This is a genomic window from Gillisia sp. Hel_I_29, from assembly GCF_000744275.1.
GTDB lineage: Bacteria > Bacteroidota > Bacteroidia > Flavobacteriales > Flavobacteriaceae > Gillisia.
Genome location: NZ_JQLP01000005.1, coordinates 2,388,750 through 2,407,664 on the forward strand (window position 1 = coordinate 2,388,750; position 18,915 = coordinate 2,407,664).

The 18,915-nt window shown below is 34.7% G+C and carries 17 protein-coding genes; 7 read left to right on the forward strand and 10 right to left on the reverse strand.

Annotated features, from left to right (window positions below; translation table 11 throughout):
* Positions 1 to 39 precede the first annotated feature (39 nt).
* A complete protein-coding gene (gene pyrH / locus P163_RS16085; RefSeq protein WP_034893594.1) occupies positions 40 to 747 on the reverse strand; it encodes a UMP kinase in 708 nt (235 codons plus the stop codon).
* A gap of 220 nt (positions 748 to 967) precedes the next feature.
* Between pyrH and P163_RS16090 the strand changes: the two genes are divergently transcribed.
* A complete protein-coding gene (locus tag P163_RS16090; RefSeq protein ID WP_034893597.1) occupies positions 968 to 1,654 on the forward strand; it encodes a zinc metallopeptidase in 687 nt (228 codons plus the stop codon).
* Positions 1,655 to 1,716: 62 nt separating this feature from the next.
* On the opposite strand, the gene P163_RS16095 is transcribed toward P163_RS16090, so the two are convergent.
* Both P163_RS16095 and P163_RS16100 read right to left on the reverse strand, forming a co-directional pair.
* Positions 1,717 to 2,187 carry an Lrp/AsnC ligand binding domain-containing protein gene (locus tag P163_RS16095; protein ID WP_034893600.1) on the reverse strand — a complete coding sequence of 157 codons (471 nt, stop codon included), beginning with the start codon at positions 2,185 to 2,187 and terminating at the stop codon, positions 1,717 to 1,719.
* Between the two features lie 47 nt (positions 2,188 to 2,234).
* Entirely contained in the window at positions 2,235 to 3,608 is a 1,374-nt protein-coding gene (locus P163_RS16100; RefSeq protein ID WP_034894524.1) for a saccharopine dehydrogenase family protein, read from the reverse strand.
* 76 nt (positions 3,609 to 3,684) lie between these two features.
* Here P163_RS16100 and P163_RS16105 point away from each other — a divergent pair, with 76 nt between their 5' ends.
* Both P163_RS16105 and pckA read left to right on the forward strand, forming a co-directional pair.
* Positions 3,685 to 4,074, forward strand: coding sequence for a DUF423 domain-containing protein (locus P163_RS16105; protein WP_034893602.1), 390 nt, complete (start codon positions 3,685 to 3,687; stop codon positions 4,072 to 4,074).
* Between the two features lie 78 nt (positions 4,075 to 4,152).
* Positions 4,153 to 5,751 (forward strand): phosphoenolpyruvate carboxykinase (ATP), encoded by a 1,599-nt coding sequence (gene pckA, locus P163_RS16110; protein WP_034893605.1) that lies wholly within the window; start codon positions 4,153 to 4,155, stop codon positions 5,749 to 5,751.
* Between the two features lie 82 nt (positions 5,752 to 5,833).
* On the opposite strand, the gene P163_RS16115 is transcribed toward pckA, so the two are convergent.
* Complete coding sequence (locus tag P163_RS16115; protein ID WP_034893607.1) at positions 5,834 to 6,580, reverse strand: uroporphyrinogen-III synthase; 747 nt, start codon at positions 6,578 to 6,580, stop codon at positions 5,834 to 5,836.
* 22 nt (positions 6,581 to 6,602) lie between these two features.
* On the reverse strand, positions 6,603 to 7,259 hold the full coding sequence (locus P163_RS16120) for a DUF4271 domain-containing protein (RefSeq protein ID WP_034893610.1): 657 nt from the start codon (positions 7,257 to 7,259) through the stop codon (positions 6,603 to 6,605).
* Positions 7,260 to 7,361: 102 nt separating this feature from the next.
* Between P163_RS16120 and P163_RS16125 the strand changes: the two genes are divergently transcribed.
* Genes P163_RS16125 through P163_RS16135 form a run of 3 tightly spaced genes read left to right on the forward strand, consistent with a single transcriptional unit; the run spans position 7,362 to position 9,935 of the window.
* Positions 7,362 to 8,093 (forward strand): polyprenol monophosphomannose synthase, encoded by a 732-nt coding sequence (locus P163_RS16125; protein WP_034893613.1) that lies wholly within the window; start codon positions 7,362 to 7,364, stop codon positions 8,091 to 8,093.
* Complete coding sequence (locus tag P163_RS16130; protein WP_034893616.1) at positions 8,093 to 9,436, forward strand: dihydroorotase; 1,344 nt, start codon at positions 8,093 to 8,095, stop codon at positions 9,434 to 9,436. The genes P163_RS16125 and P163_RS16130 overlap by 1 nt, the downstream gene beginning before the upstream one ends.
* Complete coding sequence (locus P163_RS16135; protein ID WP_231556214.1) at positions 9,426 to 9,935, forward strand: DUF4296 domain-containing protein; 510 nt, start codon at positions 9,426 to 9,428, stop codon at positions 9,933 to 9,935. Before P163_RS16130 ends, P163_RS16135 begins: the two co-directional genes overlap by 11 nt.
* Here the strand turns inward: P163_RS16135 and P163_RS16140 are convergent.
* The gene (locus P163_RS16140) at positions 9,932 to 10,960 is read right to left on the reverse strand and encodes an SDR family oxidoreductase (protein ID WP_034893618.1); all 1,029 of its coding nucleotides are present in this window, start codon (positions 10,958 to 10,960) and stop codon (positions 9,932 to 9,934) included. The genes P163_RS16135 and P163_RS16140 overlap by 4 nt on opposite strands.
* A gap of 80 nt (positions 10,961 to 11,040) precedes the next feature.
* Between P163_RS16140 and tyrS the strand changes: the two genes are divergently transcribed.
* Entirely contained in the window at positions 11,041 to 12,336 is a 1,296-nt protein-coding gene (tyrS, locus tag P163_RS16145; RefSeq protein WP_034894530.1) for a tyrosine--tRNA ligase, read from the forward strand.
* 205 nt (positions 12,337 to 12,541) lie between these two features.
* Here the strand turns inward: tyrS and P163_RS16150 are convergent, their stop codons facing one another.
* From P163_RS16150 to P163_RS16165, 4 genes are all read right to left on the reverse strand, one after another.
* A complete protein-coding gene (locus P163_RS16150) occupies positions 12,542 to 13,519 on the reverse strand; it encodes an acyltransferase (RefSeq protein ID WP_034893620.1) in 978 nt (325 codons plus the stop codon).
* An 81-nt stretch (positions 13,520 to 13,600) separates the two neighbouring features.
* Positions 13,601 to 13,939 (reverse strand): T9SS type A sorting domain-containing protein, encoded by a 339-nt coding sequence (locus P163_RS16155; RefSeq protein ID WP_034893623.1) that lies wholly within the window; start codon positions 13,937 to 13,939, stop codon positions 13,601 to 13,603.
* Positions 13,940 to 14,103: 164 nt separating this feature from the next.
* Positions 14,104 to 16,056, reverse strand: a complete 1,953-nt coding sequence (locus P163_RS16160) for a hypothetical protein (RefSeq protein ID WP_034893626.1) — start codon at positions 16,054 to 16,056, stop codon at positions 14,104 to 14,106.
* Positions 16,057 to 16,116: 60 nt separating this feature from the next.
* Positions 16,117 to 18,894, reverse strand: coding sequence for a TonB-dependent receptor (locus P163_RS16165; RefSeq protein WP_034893630.1), 2,778 nt, complete (start codon positions 18,892 to 18,894; stop codon positions 16,117 to 16,119).
* Positions 18,895 to 18,915: the final 21 nt, after the last annotated feature.

An 18,915-nucleotide genomic window follows, 5' to 3' on the forward strand; every position in this document is an offset into this window, starting at 1 on the left:
TTTTAAACTTAAAGTTGAAAAAAGGCTATAGTTAGTTTCTTATAAATTTACTTTGGTTCCTATTCTTTCTCCAGTAACAACCTTTAAAAGGTTTCCTGGTGTATTCATATCAAATACAATTATAGGTAATTCATTTTCTTGGCTTAAGGTAAAAGCAGTAGTATCCATTACTTTTAATCCTTTTTTAAGAACATCGTCAAATGTAATAAAATCAAATTTTGTTGCAGCCTTATCTTTTTCAGGGTCTGCCGTGTATATTCCATCAACACGGGTTCCTTTTAAAATAACATCAGCATGTATTTCAATAGCTCTAAGAACCGCTGCAGAATCTGTAGTGAAATATGGATTCCCTGTTCCTCCTCCAAAAATTACAACTCTACCTTTTTCAAGATGGCGCATTGCTTTTCTTCTGATGAAAGGCTCTGCAACCTCATTGATCTTTACAGCAGATTGTAATCTGGTTTGTATTTCTGCATCTTCCAAAGCACTTTGTAATGCCAACCCGTTAATTACAGTGGCTAGCATTCCCATATGGTCTGCCTGTACTCTATCCATCCCTTTACTAGCTCCGGCAACACCTCTAAAGATATTTCCTCCACCAATAACTATGGCTACTTCTATACCTCTATCTACTACGGCTTTAATCTCTTGAGCATATTCTGCCAGACGTTCCGGATCTATCCCGTACTGTCTGTTTCCCATTAAAGCTTCGCCTGATAATTTTAGAAGAATTCTATTGTATTGCATAACTGTTTTGTAGATAAGTTGTGCAAATATAGACAATATCTTAATTTGAGAATAATTAGCACTTAAGGATTATTTTAAGTTGCTCATATTTAGTAATATTTTAAGAGAGTAGCTATTCCTGCTTCAACTAATTATCAATATTTAATTAGTTGACATGACATCTTTGTAATGGCGAGATTTTTGATATTATTGCAGCAGTCTATTTAAAATTGAAAATAAAATGATTGGATATTATATAATTGCAGGGCTCTTATTTTTATTGAGCATGTATGTAAGCAATAAGCTTAAAAGCAAATTTAAAAAATATTCTAAGGTTCATCTTCAAAATGGAATGAGCGGTAAGGAGATTGCGGAAAAGATGTTGAGAGATAATAATATTAATGATGTGAAAGTAATTTCTACTCCTGGAATGCTATCAGACCATTATAATCCTCAGAAGAAAACAGTAAATCTGAGTGAGGGTGTTTATTCTCAAAGAAATGCCGCCGCTGCTGCAGTTGCTGCTCATGAATGTGGGCATGCGGTGCAACATGCGCAGGCTTATAGCTGGTTACAGATGAGAAGTAAATTGGTACCTATGGTGAGTGTGGCTACAAAAATGTCTCAATGGGTAATCATGGGGGGGCTGGTATTGATGGCAACCACTGCTTTGGGGAGTACTGTACTTTTAGTAGGAATCGTACTTTTTGGTCTAGGAACCCTATTTAGTTTTATAACGTTACCTGTAGAATATGACGCAAGTAAAAGAGCTTTAGTTTGGTTAGAAACAGAAAACATGTTAACTCCACAAGAGCACGAAGCTGCAGAAGATTCTTTAAAATGGGCAGCAAGAACTTATGTAGTAGCGGCAATAGGATCTTTAGCAACCTTATTATATTTTGTAAATATTTACTTGGGAAGAAGATAGAATCTTATTCGAACTTCATAAAAAAAGGCTGGTTGAAAGACCGGCCTTTTTTTATGAAGTTCTTAAACTTTAATTTGTCTTTGTATTTGCTGATTTAATGAGATAAAAGTCTCAGTTCTGGAAACCCCATCTATAGCTTGGATATTCTTATTAAGAACATTCATTAAGTGTTCATTATCTTTACATAAGATCTTTAAAAAAATAGACCAGTTACCAGTGGTATAGTGGCATTCTATCACCTCCGGAATTTCGCTAAGCCTTTTTACCGCTTGGGGGTTACTAACGGCTTTGTCTAGATAAACACCCACAAAAGCTAATGTGGTATAGCCTAGAATTCTTGGGTTGATCATTAATTTGGAGCCTTCAATAAGCCCTGCATTTTCTAATTTTCGCAATCTTTGATGAATAGCAGCGCCGCTAATTCCTATTTTTCTTGCAATTTCAAGAATTGGTTTTCTGGCATCCTCCATTAAATAATTAAGGATGGTCTTATCTATACCGTCAATACTTACTTTTTCGTCTACTATTTTCATTGTGGAGCAATTATAAGATTTTGGAATTAAAAGGGAGTTGTTTTTATTTAATTACCTACTTCGCCAAGAGGATTGTATCCTAGATACTCAGTTTCAGTTTCTCTAAATTTAACACCATAAGCTTCTAATTCTTCTAAAATTGGTTTGTAAACCTCTTTCTTAATAGGAATTTGAACTCCAGGTGTAGTGATTTTTTTATTCAGAATTGCTAAGGCGGCTATCGCTACTGGCAAACCTACAGTTTTTGCCATAGCTGTTCTGGTTTGATCTTCACCAATAAGAACCATGGTAGCATCTATCTGTTTTCGCTGTCCATTAAGCTCATATCCAAATTTATGATACATTACTATCATATCTTTATCCTCTTTATCTAAGCTCCATTTGTCTGTTAATATTTTCTGAAGCGCTTGTGCGGGAGTAGCATCTTTAATACCGATCTTCTTTTTATCATTAAAAAGATCTAGCTCTAAAAGTTTATCCCACATAATATCATCCTGATCTATTTTAAGATTATGACGCATTTTAAGTTCTACCGTGTTGGTAGGGGAGTAGGGTAGGAATGAATTTACAAAGTCGCGGTATGATAGGTTTTCCGAGTCTTTTAACGTATAGGTATCATCTGTCATACCCAATTGTACGAACATATTCCAGGCTCTACTAAAACCAACTCTTCTTATGGTGCCTCTATATAGGGTTAGAATATCATGAAGTCCGTAGATATCCTGATAGTCTAAGGAATTTCTGTTGGCATAAACCTCAAATCTTCCATAATTATCCACTTCCAAAAATTCTGTTCGTCTAAATAATCTATGATAAGGAATGTACTTGAACTTTCCTTCTTGAATAAATTCCGCAGCTCCACCTTGCCCTGCCAGCACAACATTTCGCGGATTCCAAGTAAATTTATAGTTCCAAAGATTGGTGTCACTCTCCGGGGCTACTAATCCACCGGTAAAAGATTCAAAAAGTAAGATCTTGCCACCTTTATCTCTAATTCTATCTATAACCTGCATGGCACTCATATGATCAATTCCCGGATCTACTCCGATCTCATTCATAAAAACTAGTCCGTTTTCTTTCACTTCCTCGTCTAGAGCTTTCATTTCATTACTTATATAAGAAGCCGTAACAAGTGATTTTTTAAATTTGATGCAGTCTTTCGCTGCCTCTATATGGAATCTTGCAGGTAGCATAGAAATAACAATATCTGCTTCCTTAATTGCTGCTTCTCTACTTTCTCTATTAAATACATCTAAAAAGATAGCTTTACATCTGGGATGATCATTACAGAGTTTATTAGCTTGGGCAAGATCCAAATCGCCTATAGTTAAAAATAAATTTTCTTCTTCAGATTTATCTAGGAGGTAAGCTATAAGTACGGAAGTAGATTTTCCAGCACCAATCACTAATAGTTTTCGCATTTTAGAATTTTCTTGGTTAATTTTGTGGCTATGTTTCACGAATGTATATAATTGTGTAGACTTAAAAAAACAATCTATGGGAAGAAGATTTTATATAGCAGGATTTTTGATTGGAGTAGTGGGAGTAATTTTAGGTGCATTTGCTACGCATGGATTAAAGCCTCTAATTTCTCCAGATGCTATGGCTACTTTTGAGACTGGAACAAAATATCAGATCTATCACGCTTTGTTATTAATAATATTAGGTGGTATTTCTGGTTTGAAACCAAAAGTGGGTAAATGGGTATTCTTTCTAATAATAATAGGAGTACTATTCTTCTCCGGATCTATCTATCTGCTTGCCACTAACAGCTTAACTTCCTTTAATTTTAAGGCAATAGCATTGCTAACACCGCTGGGAGGTAGTTTATTAATATTGTCTTGGCTTATACTATTATGGTCTTTTATAACGTTAAAAAAGAAATAAATTAGAGGCTTTTGCTCTAGTATGAACTTAAGATTATATACTTTTGTATGCCTAAACAAACACACAACTTAAATTTTTATGTTGGCAAATAAACAAATTACGAAATCGATTTCGTTGGATAATTATGGGATTAAAGGTGCAACCGTGCACTATCAACTCTCCCCGGAAGAACTTCATGATATTACTATAGAGAAGAAACAAGGGGTAGAAGCTAGTTCTGGAGCTTTAGCTGTTAACACAGGTGAGTTTACAGGACGTTCTCCTAAAGACCGTTATTTGGTAAAGGATGATGAAACTAAAGACAGAGTTTGGTGGGGAGACATAAATATTCCTTTTGACCCAGAAAAATTTGACTCTTTATATAAGAAAGTTGTAGACTATCTTTCTGAAAAAGAATTGTTTGTACGTGATTCTTATGCATGTGCAGATGATAAATATAAACTGAACATTAGAGTGATCAATGAATATCCTTGGTCTAATCTATTTGCATATAACATGTTCTTAAGACCAGACGATAATGAATTGCAAGGTTTTAATGAAGATTGGATTATTGTTAATGCTCCAGGATTTAAAGCAGATCCAGAGGTAGACGGAACGCGTCAAGCAAATTTTTCGATTTTAAATTTCACCAAAAAAATAGCACTTATTGGTGGAAGCGGATATACAGGAGAAATTAAAAAAGGTATATTCTCTGCTTTAAACTTTGTACTTCCTGTACATCATAACACATTACCTATGCACTGTTCTGCAAATATAGGTAAGGATGATGATACTGCTATTTTCTTTGGACTATCCGGAACCGGAAAAACCACACTTTCTGCAGATCCAAAACGTAGATTGATAGGAGATGATGAGCATGGATGGACTAAAGAGAATACTATCTTTAATTTTGAAGGTGGTTGTTATGCTAAAGTAATTCATCTTTCAGAAGAGAACGAGCCAGATATCTTTCATGCTATTAAGCCGGGTGCAATCTTGGAAAATGTGGTTTTAGATAAAAATGGCGATGTGGATTTTGATGATACTTCTATAACTCCTAATACGAGAGTTAGTTATCCAATAAATCATATAAAGAATATAGCACAACCATCAGTAGGTAAAAATCCGAAGAATATCTTCTTTCTTACTGCAGATGCTTTTGGAGTATTGCCTCCAATCAGTAAATTGAACCCTGCACAAGCGGCTTATCATTTTATTAGTGGTTATACAGCAAAAGTTGCAGGAACTGAGGCTGGGGTTAATGAGCCTCAACCAAATTTCTCAGCTTGTTTTGGTGCACCTTTCATGCCTTTACATCCAACCGCGTATGGGGAGATGTTGAGTAAGAAAATGAAAGATGCCAATGTAAATGTATGGCTAGTAAACACTGGTTGGTCTGGTGGAGCATACGGTACAGGAAGTAGAATGAAGTTGAAATATACAAGAGCGATGATTGATGCTGCTCTTGAGGGGAAGTTGGAAAAGGTTGATTATACAACCCATCCAATATTTGGTTTAGAGATGCCGGTAGAATGTGATAATGTTCCATCTGAAATCTTGAACCCAAGACAGACCTGGGCAGATAAAGATGTGTATGATGCAAAAGCATTAGAGCTTGCAAATTCTTTTAAGAAGAACTTTACAAAATTTGAAGAGAACGCAAACCAAGAAATTCTTTCTGGAGGACCGGTGGTGTAATTAACATTAAAGCTTATAAATATGAAAAGCCTATAATTTATTAAAATTATAGGCTTTTCTAATTAAAAACAGAAGGTAATCTTTATTTCTTATTCGCTTCTTTAATATATTTCATAAGTGCCATGGTCATAGACGGAGTTTCTGGCGTTGGAGCCTGAATGTTAACAACCAAACCATGCTCTTTTGCGGCTTTTACAGTAGTATTTCCAAAAACCGCGATCTTAGTATCTTTTTGCTCAAAGTCTGGGAAGTTCTCAAAAAGAGAAACTATACCACTAGGGCTAAAGAAGACCAAAATATCGTAATAAACATCTCTTAAATGAGTAAGGTCACTAACTACAGTTTTATAGAAAACTGCTTGTTTCCATTCCACACCAAGCTTATTTAAAGTTTTAGGGATATCTGGTTTTAGCATATCTGATGCCGGAAGTATGAACTTCTCATTCTTATACTTCTTGATATAGGGAGCTAATTCAGAAAAGGTACGTTTACCTACGTAGATCTTACGTTTACGGTAAACAACATACTTCTGAAGATAATAAGCAACAGCTTCACTTAAACAAAAATATTTAAGAGTATCTGGCACTTTATATCTCATCTCCTCTGCAATTCTAAAAAAGTGATCTACCGCGTTACGGCTAGTTAATATCACTGCAGAATATTTAGTTAAATCTATTTTTTGCTGACGCACATCTTTAGACGGAACTCCTTCTACGTGTATAAACGGTATGAAATCAATTTTTACTCGTTGCTTTTCTTCCAGCTCAAAATAGGGTGAATTTTCTATCTTAGGCTCTGGCTGAGAAATTAAAATTGTTTTCACTTTCATATGTTACTGATTTTTAGAAACCTTAGGTCAATGTAATAAGCTTATACAAAATAATGTAAGGGGTTATTTCGAGAGTGCAAAGGTACAAAATAAAATAGAACCAATTACGTGTTGCAATGTTCATATTTTTTTGAATAACTCTGGAATAACTGAACATTATAATTATAAGGTAAAGACCTCCAATGGTATAGAATATCCAAGGTTGGGGATTCTGCGCGTAAACAAGAATAATGGAAGCTGGAAATAGAATTAAAGAAATGAAATTTCTATAAGTATGCTTTTGATAGAGGTAGGTATCTATAATTTCATCTATATCAAAAACGTTAGCAATAATTTTTTCTACGGTAATTTTTAGGAGTACAAAAAAGCTGTATGCGGTGGTTATTCTCAATAAGAGTATTCCTGCATTATTTTCAATTCCAAAAAATTGTCTGTAGAGGACATATAGAAATATTGAAATGCTCAAAATGTGAGTAATAAGCATGATCACATTAAATCCAAAAAGAGCTTTATGTTCTTTAGATTTTATTACCAGGAATTTTCCGGAGGTAACTAAAGATATGAAATCTTCAAACCTGTGTGAGAACAGTTTCCTGGCGAGTACTAATAAAATTAGCACCAACAAAATAATAAGCGTGAGTAAATCGTTTGAGGTACTATATCTTTCTATGGCTTCCAAACAAAAAGTTTTTACAAAGGTATGACTAATAGGGTTAAAACTTCAATGTAAATTGAAGTAGCTGTGCACAAAAATAGTTACATTTGGGCAAAATTTTTGAGCATGTCTAATGGGATAATCATTATACCCACTTACAATGAAATTGAGAATATAGAACGGCTGATTAGGAATATATTTTCTCTACAGCGTAAATTTCATATTCTAGTGGTAGATGATAATTCTCCAGATAAGACCGGTGAAAAGGTAAAAGCACTTCAGGCAGAATATTTTGGAGCCTTATATCTAGAAGAAAGAAAAGGTAAGATGGGATTGGGTACGGCCTATATACATGGTTTTAAATGGGCCTTGCAAAGAGATTATGAATACATCTTTGAGATGGATGCAGATTTCTCGCATAACCCAAATGATCTTATAAGGTTATATAATACATGTGCAAAAAATGGAGCAGATCTGGCTATAGGATCTAGATATGTAACCGGGGTGAATGTGATAAACTGGCCAATGGCTAGGGTATTATTGTCTTGGGTAGCTTCTAAATATGTGCGATGGGTTACAGGGATGGAGATACATGATACCACTGCTGGATTTGTTTGTTATAAAAGAAAGGTGCTGGAAAGCATTAATCTTAATAAAATACAATTTGTTGGATATGCATTTCAAATAGAAATGAAATTCAAAGCCTATCTATTAAAATTTGACATAAGGGAAGTTCCTGTTATCTTTACCGACAGAACCAACGGAACTTCTAAAATGAGCAGCGGAATTATATCTGAGGCTGTGTTTGGGGTAATTAATATGAAATTTAAAAGTCTTTTCAATAGGGCAGAAAAATAATGAAGAAGGTTTTAATTAAGAATGCACGTATCGTTAACGAAGGGGAAATTAAGGAAGGCGATGTATATATTGTAGATGGGATAATTACAGAAATAGCCGACAGTATTAGTGCTAAATCTCCAGATGTAAATATTGTAGATGCAGAAGGGAATCATCTTTTTCCAGGGATTATAGATGATCAGGTTCATTTTAGAGAGCCTGGCCTAACTCATAAAGAAACTATTGAGTCTGGCTCTAGAGCAGCAGTAGCCGGGGGAATTACTTCTTTTATAGAGATGCCTAATACAAACCCGCAAACTACAACTATAGAGGAGTTAGATGCTAAATTTGAGCTTGCAAGTAAAAGCTCATATGCCAATTATTCTTTTATGTTTGGTGGAACCAATGATAATTTAGAAGAGATATTAAAGGTAGATCCTAAAACTACAGCAGCTTTAAAGTTGTTCTTAGGTTCCTCTACAGGTAATATGTTGGTAGATAACCCTACAGTCTTAGAGGAGATCTTTACTAAATCGCCTTTAATGATCGCAGTGCACTGTGAAGATGAAGAGACCATCAAACAGAACTTAGCAGAATGTGTAGAACGTTATGGAGATGATATTCCTATGGAATTGCATCCAAAAATAAGAAGCGAAGAAGCTTGCTATTTATCTTCCTCTAGGGCGGTTGCTTTGGCAAAGAAAACTGGTGCTAGATTGCATGTTTTTCATCTATCTACAGCTAAAGAGCTTTCGTTATTTGATAATAAGAAGCCACTAAAAGATAAGAAGATTACTGCAGAGGTTTGTATTCATCATTTATGGTTTAATGATTCAGATTATCAGAAAAAAGGAACATTTATAAAATGGAATCCTGCGGTTAAGACCAGAGAAGATCAGGAGGCGCTTTTGCAAGCGGTTATAGATAATCATATAGATGTGATTGCTACAGATCATGCTCCTCATACTAAAGAAGAAAAGAAAAATGTTTATACCAAGGCGCCAAGTGGTGGTCCTCTTGTGCAACATGCTCTTCCTGCAATGCTACAGATGTATCACCAAGAAAAGATAAGTCTTGAGAAGATTGTAGAGAAAATGTGTCATAATCCAGCTATTTTATTTCAAATTGAAAAACGTGGGTTTATAAGAGAAGGTTATAAAGCAGATTTAGTATTAGTAGATCTAAATGCTCCATGGGCGGTGCAGCCTAACAACATACTTTATAAATGTGGTTGGTCTCCTTTTGAAGGGGTAACATTTAAATCTCGAATTACACATACTTTTGTAAATGGAAAATTGGTATACAAGAATTTTCAAGTATTGCCATTTGCTAATGTTGCAGAAAAGTTAACTTTTGATAGATAATCTGATGAAATATCTGGTTTTGATAGTTGCCTTACTTTTGGTTTCCTGCCAGAGTGTGGATAAAACGAAGAAACCAGATAATTTGATCTCAGAAGGTAAAATGGTAGAAGTTCTAACAGACCTGGTACTTCTAAACTCGGCTAAGAATTATAACCGTCGTATACTCGAGGAGACTGGAATTAATATTAATCCTTATATCTATGAGAAGCATGGCATAGATAGTCTTCAATTAGCTCAAAGCACCCAATATTACGCAGAGAATACTTCTAAATTAGATAAGATCTATAAATCTATAAAAGATTCTTTAGAGGTTAGAAAAAGTGTACTGGAAAAAATAGAAGAAGAAGAGGTGAGAGTACAAGATTCTATTAGAGAAGCTTCTGTAAAAGATTTACAAGATTCCTTAAAAAAGCAAGATAAGAAAGCAGATTCTTTATTGAAAATTAAAAACCAGGATCCCCAAGTTTCCAGCCCAGTTAGATCTTCCTCTCAAAATTAAGTTGATCTAATTTCCTTATCCAAGATATAGAAATTCCCCGTTTCTTCTATAACTCGCTGTATATTGGTGTAATCAAAATCTAGATCTTTTTTACTTTTAGCATTCGAGTAAAGTGAAGTTTCAAACAAAGCTTTATGATCTCTGCTAGATAGTTGCTTTTTTGTATTGAACAGCATGCTTCCCAAGCTTTGAAATATCCATCCTAACCTTACCATCCAGGGCTTAAGAGTTTTTGTGGGGGCAGGTTTTTGAAGTGTGAAAGCTACTTTTTCAAGAACTTCTTTAAAACTCTTATTTTCTGAAACTGCAATAAATTGTTCATTGATCAAATTAGATCGCATTGCCTTAATACTAAGAAGAACCACATCTTGTACTCCTACAAAACCGGTGATCTTTGGAAAATGAAATTTTAGACCATTATCTACTTTTTTAAACAATAAGCCACTAGCTGCATTCCAAAAGCCGGGACCAATAATTATCCCTGGATTTATAATAATTACCGGGAGACCTTCTTGTGAAGCACGCCATACTTCAATTTCTGCTCCGTGTTTGGAAATAGCATACTCTGAATGATATTTTTCTGGATGCCATGCAAAATTTTCTGAGATCATTCTTTCTCCAAGTTCTAAATCTAAAGTAGCTATAGAACTGATGTAACAAAATTTTTCAATTTTTTGAGCGATTGCCAGATTTACCATATTAGCAGTTCCGGTAATGTTCGTTTTTCTAAGTTCCTTAGAATTTGAAGAATCAAAAGAGATCATAGCGGCGCAATGATAAACTTCAGATATGTGCGCAAAAGCAGTTGTTAGCTGTGGGATGTCATCCAGATCTGCTTGTATCCATTCAATTCTTGTATAAAGATCTATTGCTTTTTCAGAAGGATGGTAGTATAAAAAAACTTTCTTTACAATTTCTAGATTGCTTTTTTCTCTGTGTGTAGCTCTTACTTTGTTGCCAGATTCTAGCAATTTCAAAAGTAAGTGTGCTCCAACCAAACCTGTTCCTCCGGTGACTAAAATCATAAGGTAAATATAGCTAATTCAGTTTAGGAAAAAACCTAGTTTGTGGTATCTTTACGGCTGTTTCAGTACAAAAATATATGATGATCAAAAATTTTGTTGAAGAACTTACTTGGAGGGGAATGCTTCACGATACCATGCCCGGAGCAGAAGAACATTTAAATCAAACTATGAGATCTGCCTATATAGGTTTTGATCCTACAGCAGATTCTTTGCATATAGGTAATCTAGTGCCCATAATGCTTTTGGCACATTTCCAAAGATGCGGTCATAAACCTTTTGCATTGGTAGGAGGAGCTACTGGAATGATTGGGGATCCTTCAGGAAAATCTAATGAGCGTAATCTTTTAGATGAAAAAACCCTAAGACATAATCAGGAATGTGTTAGAAAACAATTATCGCAATTTTTGGATTTTTCTTCAGGAGTTAAAAACGAAGCAACTTTAGTGAATAATTATGATTGGATGAAGAAAATTTCATTCCTTGACTTTATTAGAGATGTAGGAAAGCATATTACTGTAAACTACATGATGGCAAAAGATTCTGTGAAAAACAGACTTACCGGAGAAGCTACAGAAGGAATGTCCTTTACAGAATTCACCTATCAATTAGTGCAAGGGTATGATTTCTTGCATTTATATAAAAATGAAAATTGCACCCTTCAAATGGGAGGGAGTGACCAGTGGGGCAATATTACTACCGGTACAGAACTTATTAGAAGAGTGGCTGGAGGGAAAGGATTTGCGCTTACATGCCCACTAATTACAAAAAGTGATGGTAGTAAGTTTGGAAAAAGTGAAGGAGGTAATATCTGGCTGGATGCCAATAGAACATCGCCTTATAAATTCTACCAATATTGGTTGAATACCAGCGATGAAGATGCGGAAAAATACATCAAGATCTTCACATTTTTAGATAAGGAAATCATAGAAAATTTAGTAAAAGAACATAAAGAAACCCCACATTTAAGATTGCTTCAAAAGAGGTTGGCAGAAGAAGTTACAGTTACTGTACATAGTCAGGAAGAGTTAGATAATGCAATTAAAGCTTCTGAAGTTCTATTTGGTAAAAGTACTGCAGACGATCTTAAGAAGTTAAATGAAGCTACGTTCTTAGATGTTTTTGAAGGTGTGCCACAAGCAGAGATCTCTCGTGCAGATATAGATGCAGGTTTGGATATGATAGCTGCTCTTGCCGCTAAAACAGATTTTCTAAAATCTAATGGAGAAGCTCGTAGAGCGTTAAAGGAGAATTCTATCTCTGTGAATAAAGAAAAAGTTGGAGAAGATTATATGATCTCTTCAGAAGATCTTATTAATGATAAATACGTAATTATTAATAAAGGAAAGAAGAATACTTATATTCTAAGAGTGATATAAATTACAAAACCCCTTTATTCTAAAGATAAAGGGGTTTGCAACTAACTAACCAATCTAATATGAAAAAACTTCAATTAGCTGTAAACAAAAACCTAACCAAAAATTATGTTTACAATTATTAGTTCGAAGTTTTTTTCTTTCATTACAGTCTTAACAGAATAATAACAGTTTTAGGATCAGGCAGTTTGATGCTCAAATTTTAAAGTTATAAGACCATAAGATTACAACCTCTAATATCGCTATTATCAAACCTGCCCAGAATCTCTACAGAATCTTTCTTATGGATCTTACCAAGATCTTGAGTAGCGATAAAAGAGCAAGAGTTAATATTTGCCAAATCTATCACATTGATACCTCCAGTTTTGCCTTGAGATAAATAGCTCAGGGCATCTTCAGGATCTCTTATAAGGATCTTCATCCAGGGAGGACAATTAAAGATGCCGTTTCCATTAGAATAGGCTTGAGATAATAATTCTGTCATTCCATATTCGCTATGAATAGACTTAACTCCGAAACCAGCAGCAAGTATTTTATGTAATTCTTCTCTAATCATCTCTTTTCTTCTACCTTTCATACCTCCGGTTTCCATAACTACCACATTTTTTAGATTGAACTTATAATTCTCTATAAGATCTAATAGCGCAAAAGAAACACCTATCAATATTATTTTTTGGCCAGATCTATCTAATTGGATCAGGTTATCTTTTAATTCTTCCAGATTGTTTAAATAGAATCCGCTTTTAGGGTGTTTGCTCGCTTTTATTAGATGGTCTGCCATATAAATAAGGGAAGAACCATCTCTTTCTAAGTAAGAGGGTAACAGCGCTAAAACAGCATAATCTTCTATATTTCCATAAAATTCTTGAAATGCTTTATTAAAACTTTCTTCGTAAATATTAAGATCTGTAACATGGTGTTTGCTCGTATTACTTCCGGTAGTGCCACTACTGGTAAAAGTCTTCTGAATTTTATCTGCTGAAGAAAGTATGGTTTCAGATTTGAAGAAATTTATGGGTAAAAAAGGAATTTGATCGATCTCTCTAACAAGCTTAGGATCTGTATTCAGAAGATTACAGAATTTTTGATATACAGGATTATTATCAAACTGAAATTTGAAGATCTCTAAAGTAGTAGCTTTAAATTGCTCTTCGGAAGAGATAGAGAAAATCTTATTCTTATTCATATCTATATGTTCAAAAACGGACAAAGTTAAAAATAAAAAAGCTTCCTAAATGGAAGCTTAATAAGTTGTATGGCTAATATCTTACCGGACTACTAATTTTCTAGTCGCTTGCTCATCACCTTCTTTAATCTTCACAATATAAATACCCGGAGTTAATTCTGAAACATCAAGTTCTCTTCCCGTTAAACGGGCAATGAGTACTTTTTTCCCCAATACATTGTAGACTTCTATCTCTTTTGTACTATTAGCGTCTGAAGTGATATACACTTTACTTCCCGTAACAGGATTTGGATAAATAGAAAGGCCAGAAATAGGTTTTTCCTGGGCGTACGCAGGAATATTAGTGCTTTGTGCTGAGGTAAGGTTACTTAACAGCAAAAAACAAACCAATAAAAAGCTTAAAATGTAATGCTGTTTCATACTTTTTGGATGTGGTTAATACAAACTTACAATTTTTAACCCAAAAATGATACCAACTTATTGTGTTGATTGTGTTAAAAAAAATAGTTAAAAGTGCTAAAGTTTTAAAACAGAAAAAGCGAGCTAAAAAGCTCGCTTTAAAAATTGAAATATGATTATTAAGATTATAGTCTCGCATCAATCCAGTTCCAACCAGAGATGTCTACTTTAGTTCCTAAAGAGTAATCTGCATCTTTTACAGCATTAACTCCATCGATCTTTATATTAGATAATGCTCCAAAATCTTTCATATCTATATTAGTGTCATAACCTTCTAAATATAGGTTGTTAATTGTGGCTCCAGATTCTTTTTTGAATTGAAGAGCAATACCTCCTGTAGAAGAAATAGCAGTAAAGTTAATAAGTTTAGGATTGTTGTTTAGTCCATCTCCTTCAACTGCAGTAGAAAAACCTTCAATGTTGTGTAAAACATATACATTGGTAACAGTTCCATTCCATCCTTCAGTCCAATCTACAGCGTCATCTTCATTATTTTCAAAATAAAGATTCTTTGCAGAGACAGTCCCTCCAAAAAATTCAACTCCATCATCAGATCCATTTATTACGGCAATGTTCTCTACAACCGTTCCAGAACCTACAGAATAAAACGAAACTCCGTTATATTGAGATTCCGAATTAATTTGAGCTCCAGTTCCAATAATTACTAGATTTTTGATACTTCCAGAACTATCTGCATTGTCACTTCCGCCGTAAATAAAACCACCAACTTCTGCAGTAGCATCTATACCTTCTGTGGTTACAGCTTTCCCAACAATGGTTAAACCTCCCCAGTCTCCGGATTTTGCATTTATAGAAGACATAACTACAGGATTACTTTCTGTACCCTGAATATCAATTTTTCCTCCTTTAAGCACAGCTATATAAACATCTGTTCCTCCGTCTCTAGCCGTGATCTTTGTTCCTGCTGGAATGGTAAGTTTTCCGCCATCCTGCACTATGTAGGAAGAGGTAAGTTGGTATTCTAAAGAAGCATCTAAAGTTAGATCTCCGGTAACGGTACCTTGCAAAATAGTGGCATCTACACTAGATCTGTTATTGATCCAATTAAAAGAGCTTTCATCTACTGTTGCAGTTGCAGTGTAAGATATTTCTGGATTTGCAGTCTCCCCATTAAGTTTTATGTTGCTTAGAGGTCCAAAATCTTTCATATCTACAGAAGTATCATATCCTGTAAGAGAAAGACCGGTAATAGTTGCTCCAGATTCTTTTTTAAATTGTAAAGCTGTTCCTCCAGTGGTAGAAACAGAAGTTAAGTTTACAATTTTAGGATTGTTATTAAATCCATCTGCTTCAACAACTGTTGAGAAACCTTCAATAGTGTGAAGAGAATAGGCGTTAGTAACGGTTCCATTCCAACCTTCTGTCCAGTCTATAGCATCATCTTCATTGTTTTCAAGATAAAGATTTGTAACAGAAACAGTTCCTCCAAAAAATTCAACTCCATCATCTGCTCCGTTAATTAAAGCAACGTTGTTGATAGAAGTTCCAGAACCAACAGCATATAATGTTAGACCATTATATTGAGATTCTGCATTTATTTGTGCACCAGCTCCCTCTATTACTAGGTAATCTATAGATCCAGAATTGTCTGTATTGTCTGTTCCTCCATAGATAAAACCTCCTACTTCAGCCTTAGCATCTACACCTTCTGTAGTAACTGCATTCCCTAAAAGTAGCAATCCACCCCAATCTCCTGCTTGCGCATTTACGGAAGTCATGATTACCGGATTATTACGAGTTCCATTTACGGCAATTTCTGCCCCTTTTTGAATAGCTATATAAACTTCTGTACCAGCGTTCGCAGTGATCTTAGTTCCTGCAGGAATAGTAAGTGTTACTCCAGATAGTACATTTAATTGTCCTGTTAATTTGTAAGAAACAGAAGGGTCTAAAGTTAGATCAGACTCAATGTTCCCTTTTAATTCATTGTTTACCGGTCCTGGATTTACACCTCCATCTGGGTCGATGATATTGCTATCATCTGTGCTACAACTTGAGAATGTAAGCCCGCAAGCCAAAGCGAAAAGTACTGAAAAAGTTCTTAATGTTTTTTTCATGGTTTTTAATTTAGTTAGTAAAATATTTAGTGGTTAATAATAGACATGTGGTTAAATGTGCTAGAAGTTATATTTAACTCCTAATTTTAATACGGATCCTGTTGTGTAAGATCTCACAGTTTGAGTGGTCTCCACTCCTGTAGTACTAGGTCTTACTTTTTGGGTCCTTTCAATGTTAGGATTTAACAGGTTCTTTCCGCTTAAAGAAATATTGAAATGTTCTCCTAGGTCTTTAGAAATGTTTGCATCTAAGCTTACAAATCCTTTTTCTATGATCGCATCATTATAAAAAGTTGCACTTTGTGTTTGAATTTCTGGTGCTCCCAATGCGTATATTTTATCTGAAGCATAGTTAGCTGTTATGCTTGCATTGAACTCATCTTCTTTATTATCTGAGAAGTTTAGAGAAGAGTTTAAGATCCAATCTGAAGCTCCTTGCAAGCCTGTTTCAGTTAGACCTTTATATCTAAAGGTTCTAATAAAATTCCCATTTGCATCTACGGTTTCTTTAAGATCTTGCGTATGCCACATTTTTGAGGCATTAAATGTTAGGTCTAGATCTACATCAGACTGTATTAAGCCCATTCTAGTTTCTAGTTCCAATCCGTAGATCTCTGCTTTATCTCCAGAGTTAAAGAAGGAGAAGATCCCTGCAGAACCTCTATCTTGAACTTTATTAATTGGATCTTCTATTCTTTTATAGAAACCGGTTAATGAAATAAGTTCTTTTGCAGTTGGAAAAAATTCGTATTTAATATCTAAGTTATAGTTGGTAGAAGCTTGTAGATCTGGGTTCCCTCTAATTACCTGTCCTGTTTGAGAAACATATTCAAAAGGAGCAAACTCTTTAAATTCAGGTAACGTTAAAGTCTTACTTGTTGCCAATCTAAGGTTGGTCTTATCATTTAAGGCATAACGTACGTTTAAACTAGGATAGAAATTATCTTTTGCAATTTCAGATCTACCTACACGTCCTGGGATGTTACCAACGTTATAAACCGTATATAGATTGTCATTTTGGTAACGTACGCCTAGGTTAATATTAAATTTATTGATCTCATAATTAGCACTTACAAATCCAGCTGCAGATTCCAAAGTAGCGGCGTAGCGATCTGGTTGCAATCTGTTAATGATTAAAGAACCATTATTGAAATTTGTTGGAGTAAATATCTCTGAGATATTGTCTATAGAACTTGGATTAAGCAAATTGGTAATACGCTCCTCTACTCCTAAAAATTGAGAAACAAAATCTCTTTGCTTGTTCCTGTAATTTCCTCCAAGAGTTAGACTTAACTTTTGAGTTTCTTCATTGATCAAGGTCATTTTATCAGAAAGTAAACCATTATATTCTTCATCATTAATAGCCTGTCCGGATTTTCTTTGTTGAAAACCACCATTTCTACCTAGTTGAACAAAATCATCATTAAAGTTTACCTCGTTTCTAATTCTGTTTGGCTCATCTGCATCTACTCTGTTATATCCAATGGCCCAATTAAGTTCATTATTTTCAGTAAGATTATGATCTCCTATTAATTGATTGATCCAAAGACGTGTTTGTTTGATGTTTTGATCTCTAATAAATTGAGAAAGACCTTCGCTTGGTGCAGTTTCTTCAAATATTACTCCTTCTCCATTTCTACCTCCTTCATAAACTTCATCCGAAAGTTTATTTATAAAAAGGCTGGTGGCTGTCACTTTATTAGCATCATTTACTCTATAAGTAAGCGTTGCCAAACCGGTAGTATTTACAGATTTTGAAAAAATTTCTGCATCTAAGATAGAATCGTTTATAAAGTTTGCTCTAAACTCTCTAAACACGCCTTCTCTATGTTCAAAATTAGTGCTTTGAGATCCAGAAAGGAAAACAGATAATTTATCTCCTATTTTTTTCCCACCACTAATAGAATATCCTGTATTTACTGGAAGGTTTGCTGTTTCCGGACTCCAGCTTTGGTTTATGATAGACTCTCTAGGAGAAAGTTTTTTAGAGTAGAAGCCTAATGTTATATCATCTGAATTTGGAGAAACTTTAAAGTTGTTACCAACACCGCTTTTAACTGCATTGGTGTTAATTCCTCCATCTATTCCAAGAGTTAATTCTTGAGTCCCTCTTAATTCTCTTGAAGTGATATCTATATTTCCAGAAGCTTGATCTGCAGAGCTGGAAGCAGCGTATGTTTTGCTAATACTAACATTTTGAATCACCTTGGTTGGAAATAGACCTAGGTCTATATTCTTATTTTCTACATCGTCTGAAGGTATAGGTAACCCATTCATAGTAGTATATAGATAACGATCTCCAAGTCCGCGAACAAATATATCTCCTGAAGCTTCACTAGAAGTTACACCAGAGATCTTTGTAGTAGCAGCTGCGGCATCAGAAACTCCCATTTTCGCTAATTCCTGAGCTCCAATACTTTCTTTAATTTCTACAGCACCTTTTTGTTCTAGTAATAAAGCAACTTCAGAATCTCTTCTAGAAACTGTTTTAATTACCACTTCATCTAAAGAAGCTGCGCTGGCTCCTAGCTCTGTGTTTACTTCTGTCACTTTTCCTGCAACCACAATAACATTAGGTATGTCTAGCGTTTCATATCCAATAAAGCTGAAACTTACAGTATAAGTTCCGGGTGCTAAATTTTGCAACGTATATAATCCGTCAAAATCTGAAGTGGTACCTGTAGAAGTACCTTTTATTATAACATTAGCAAAAGGAAGCGGTTCTCCACTCATTTCCTTATCAGAAAGTTTTCCTGCAATAGAACCTGTAGTAGCTGGTTCTTGAGCTTGCACGATTCCTATTAAAAAAAGGGCGATAACTAATAAAAAATTCTTCATTTAATTCTGTTTGTTTCTATG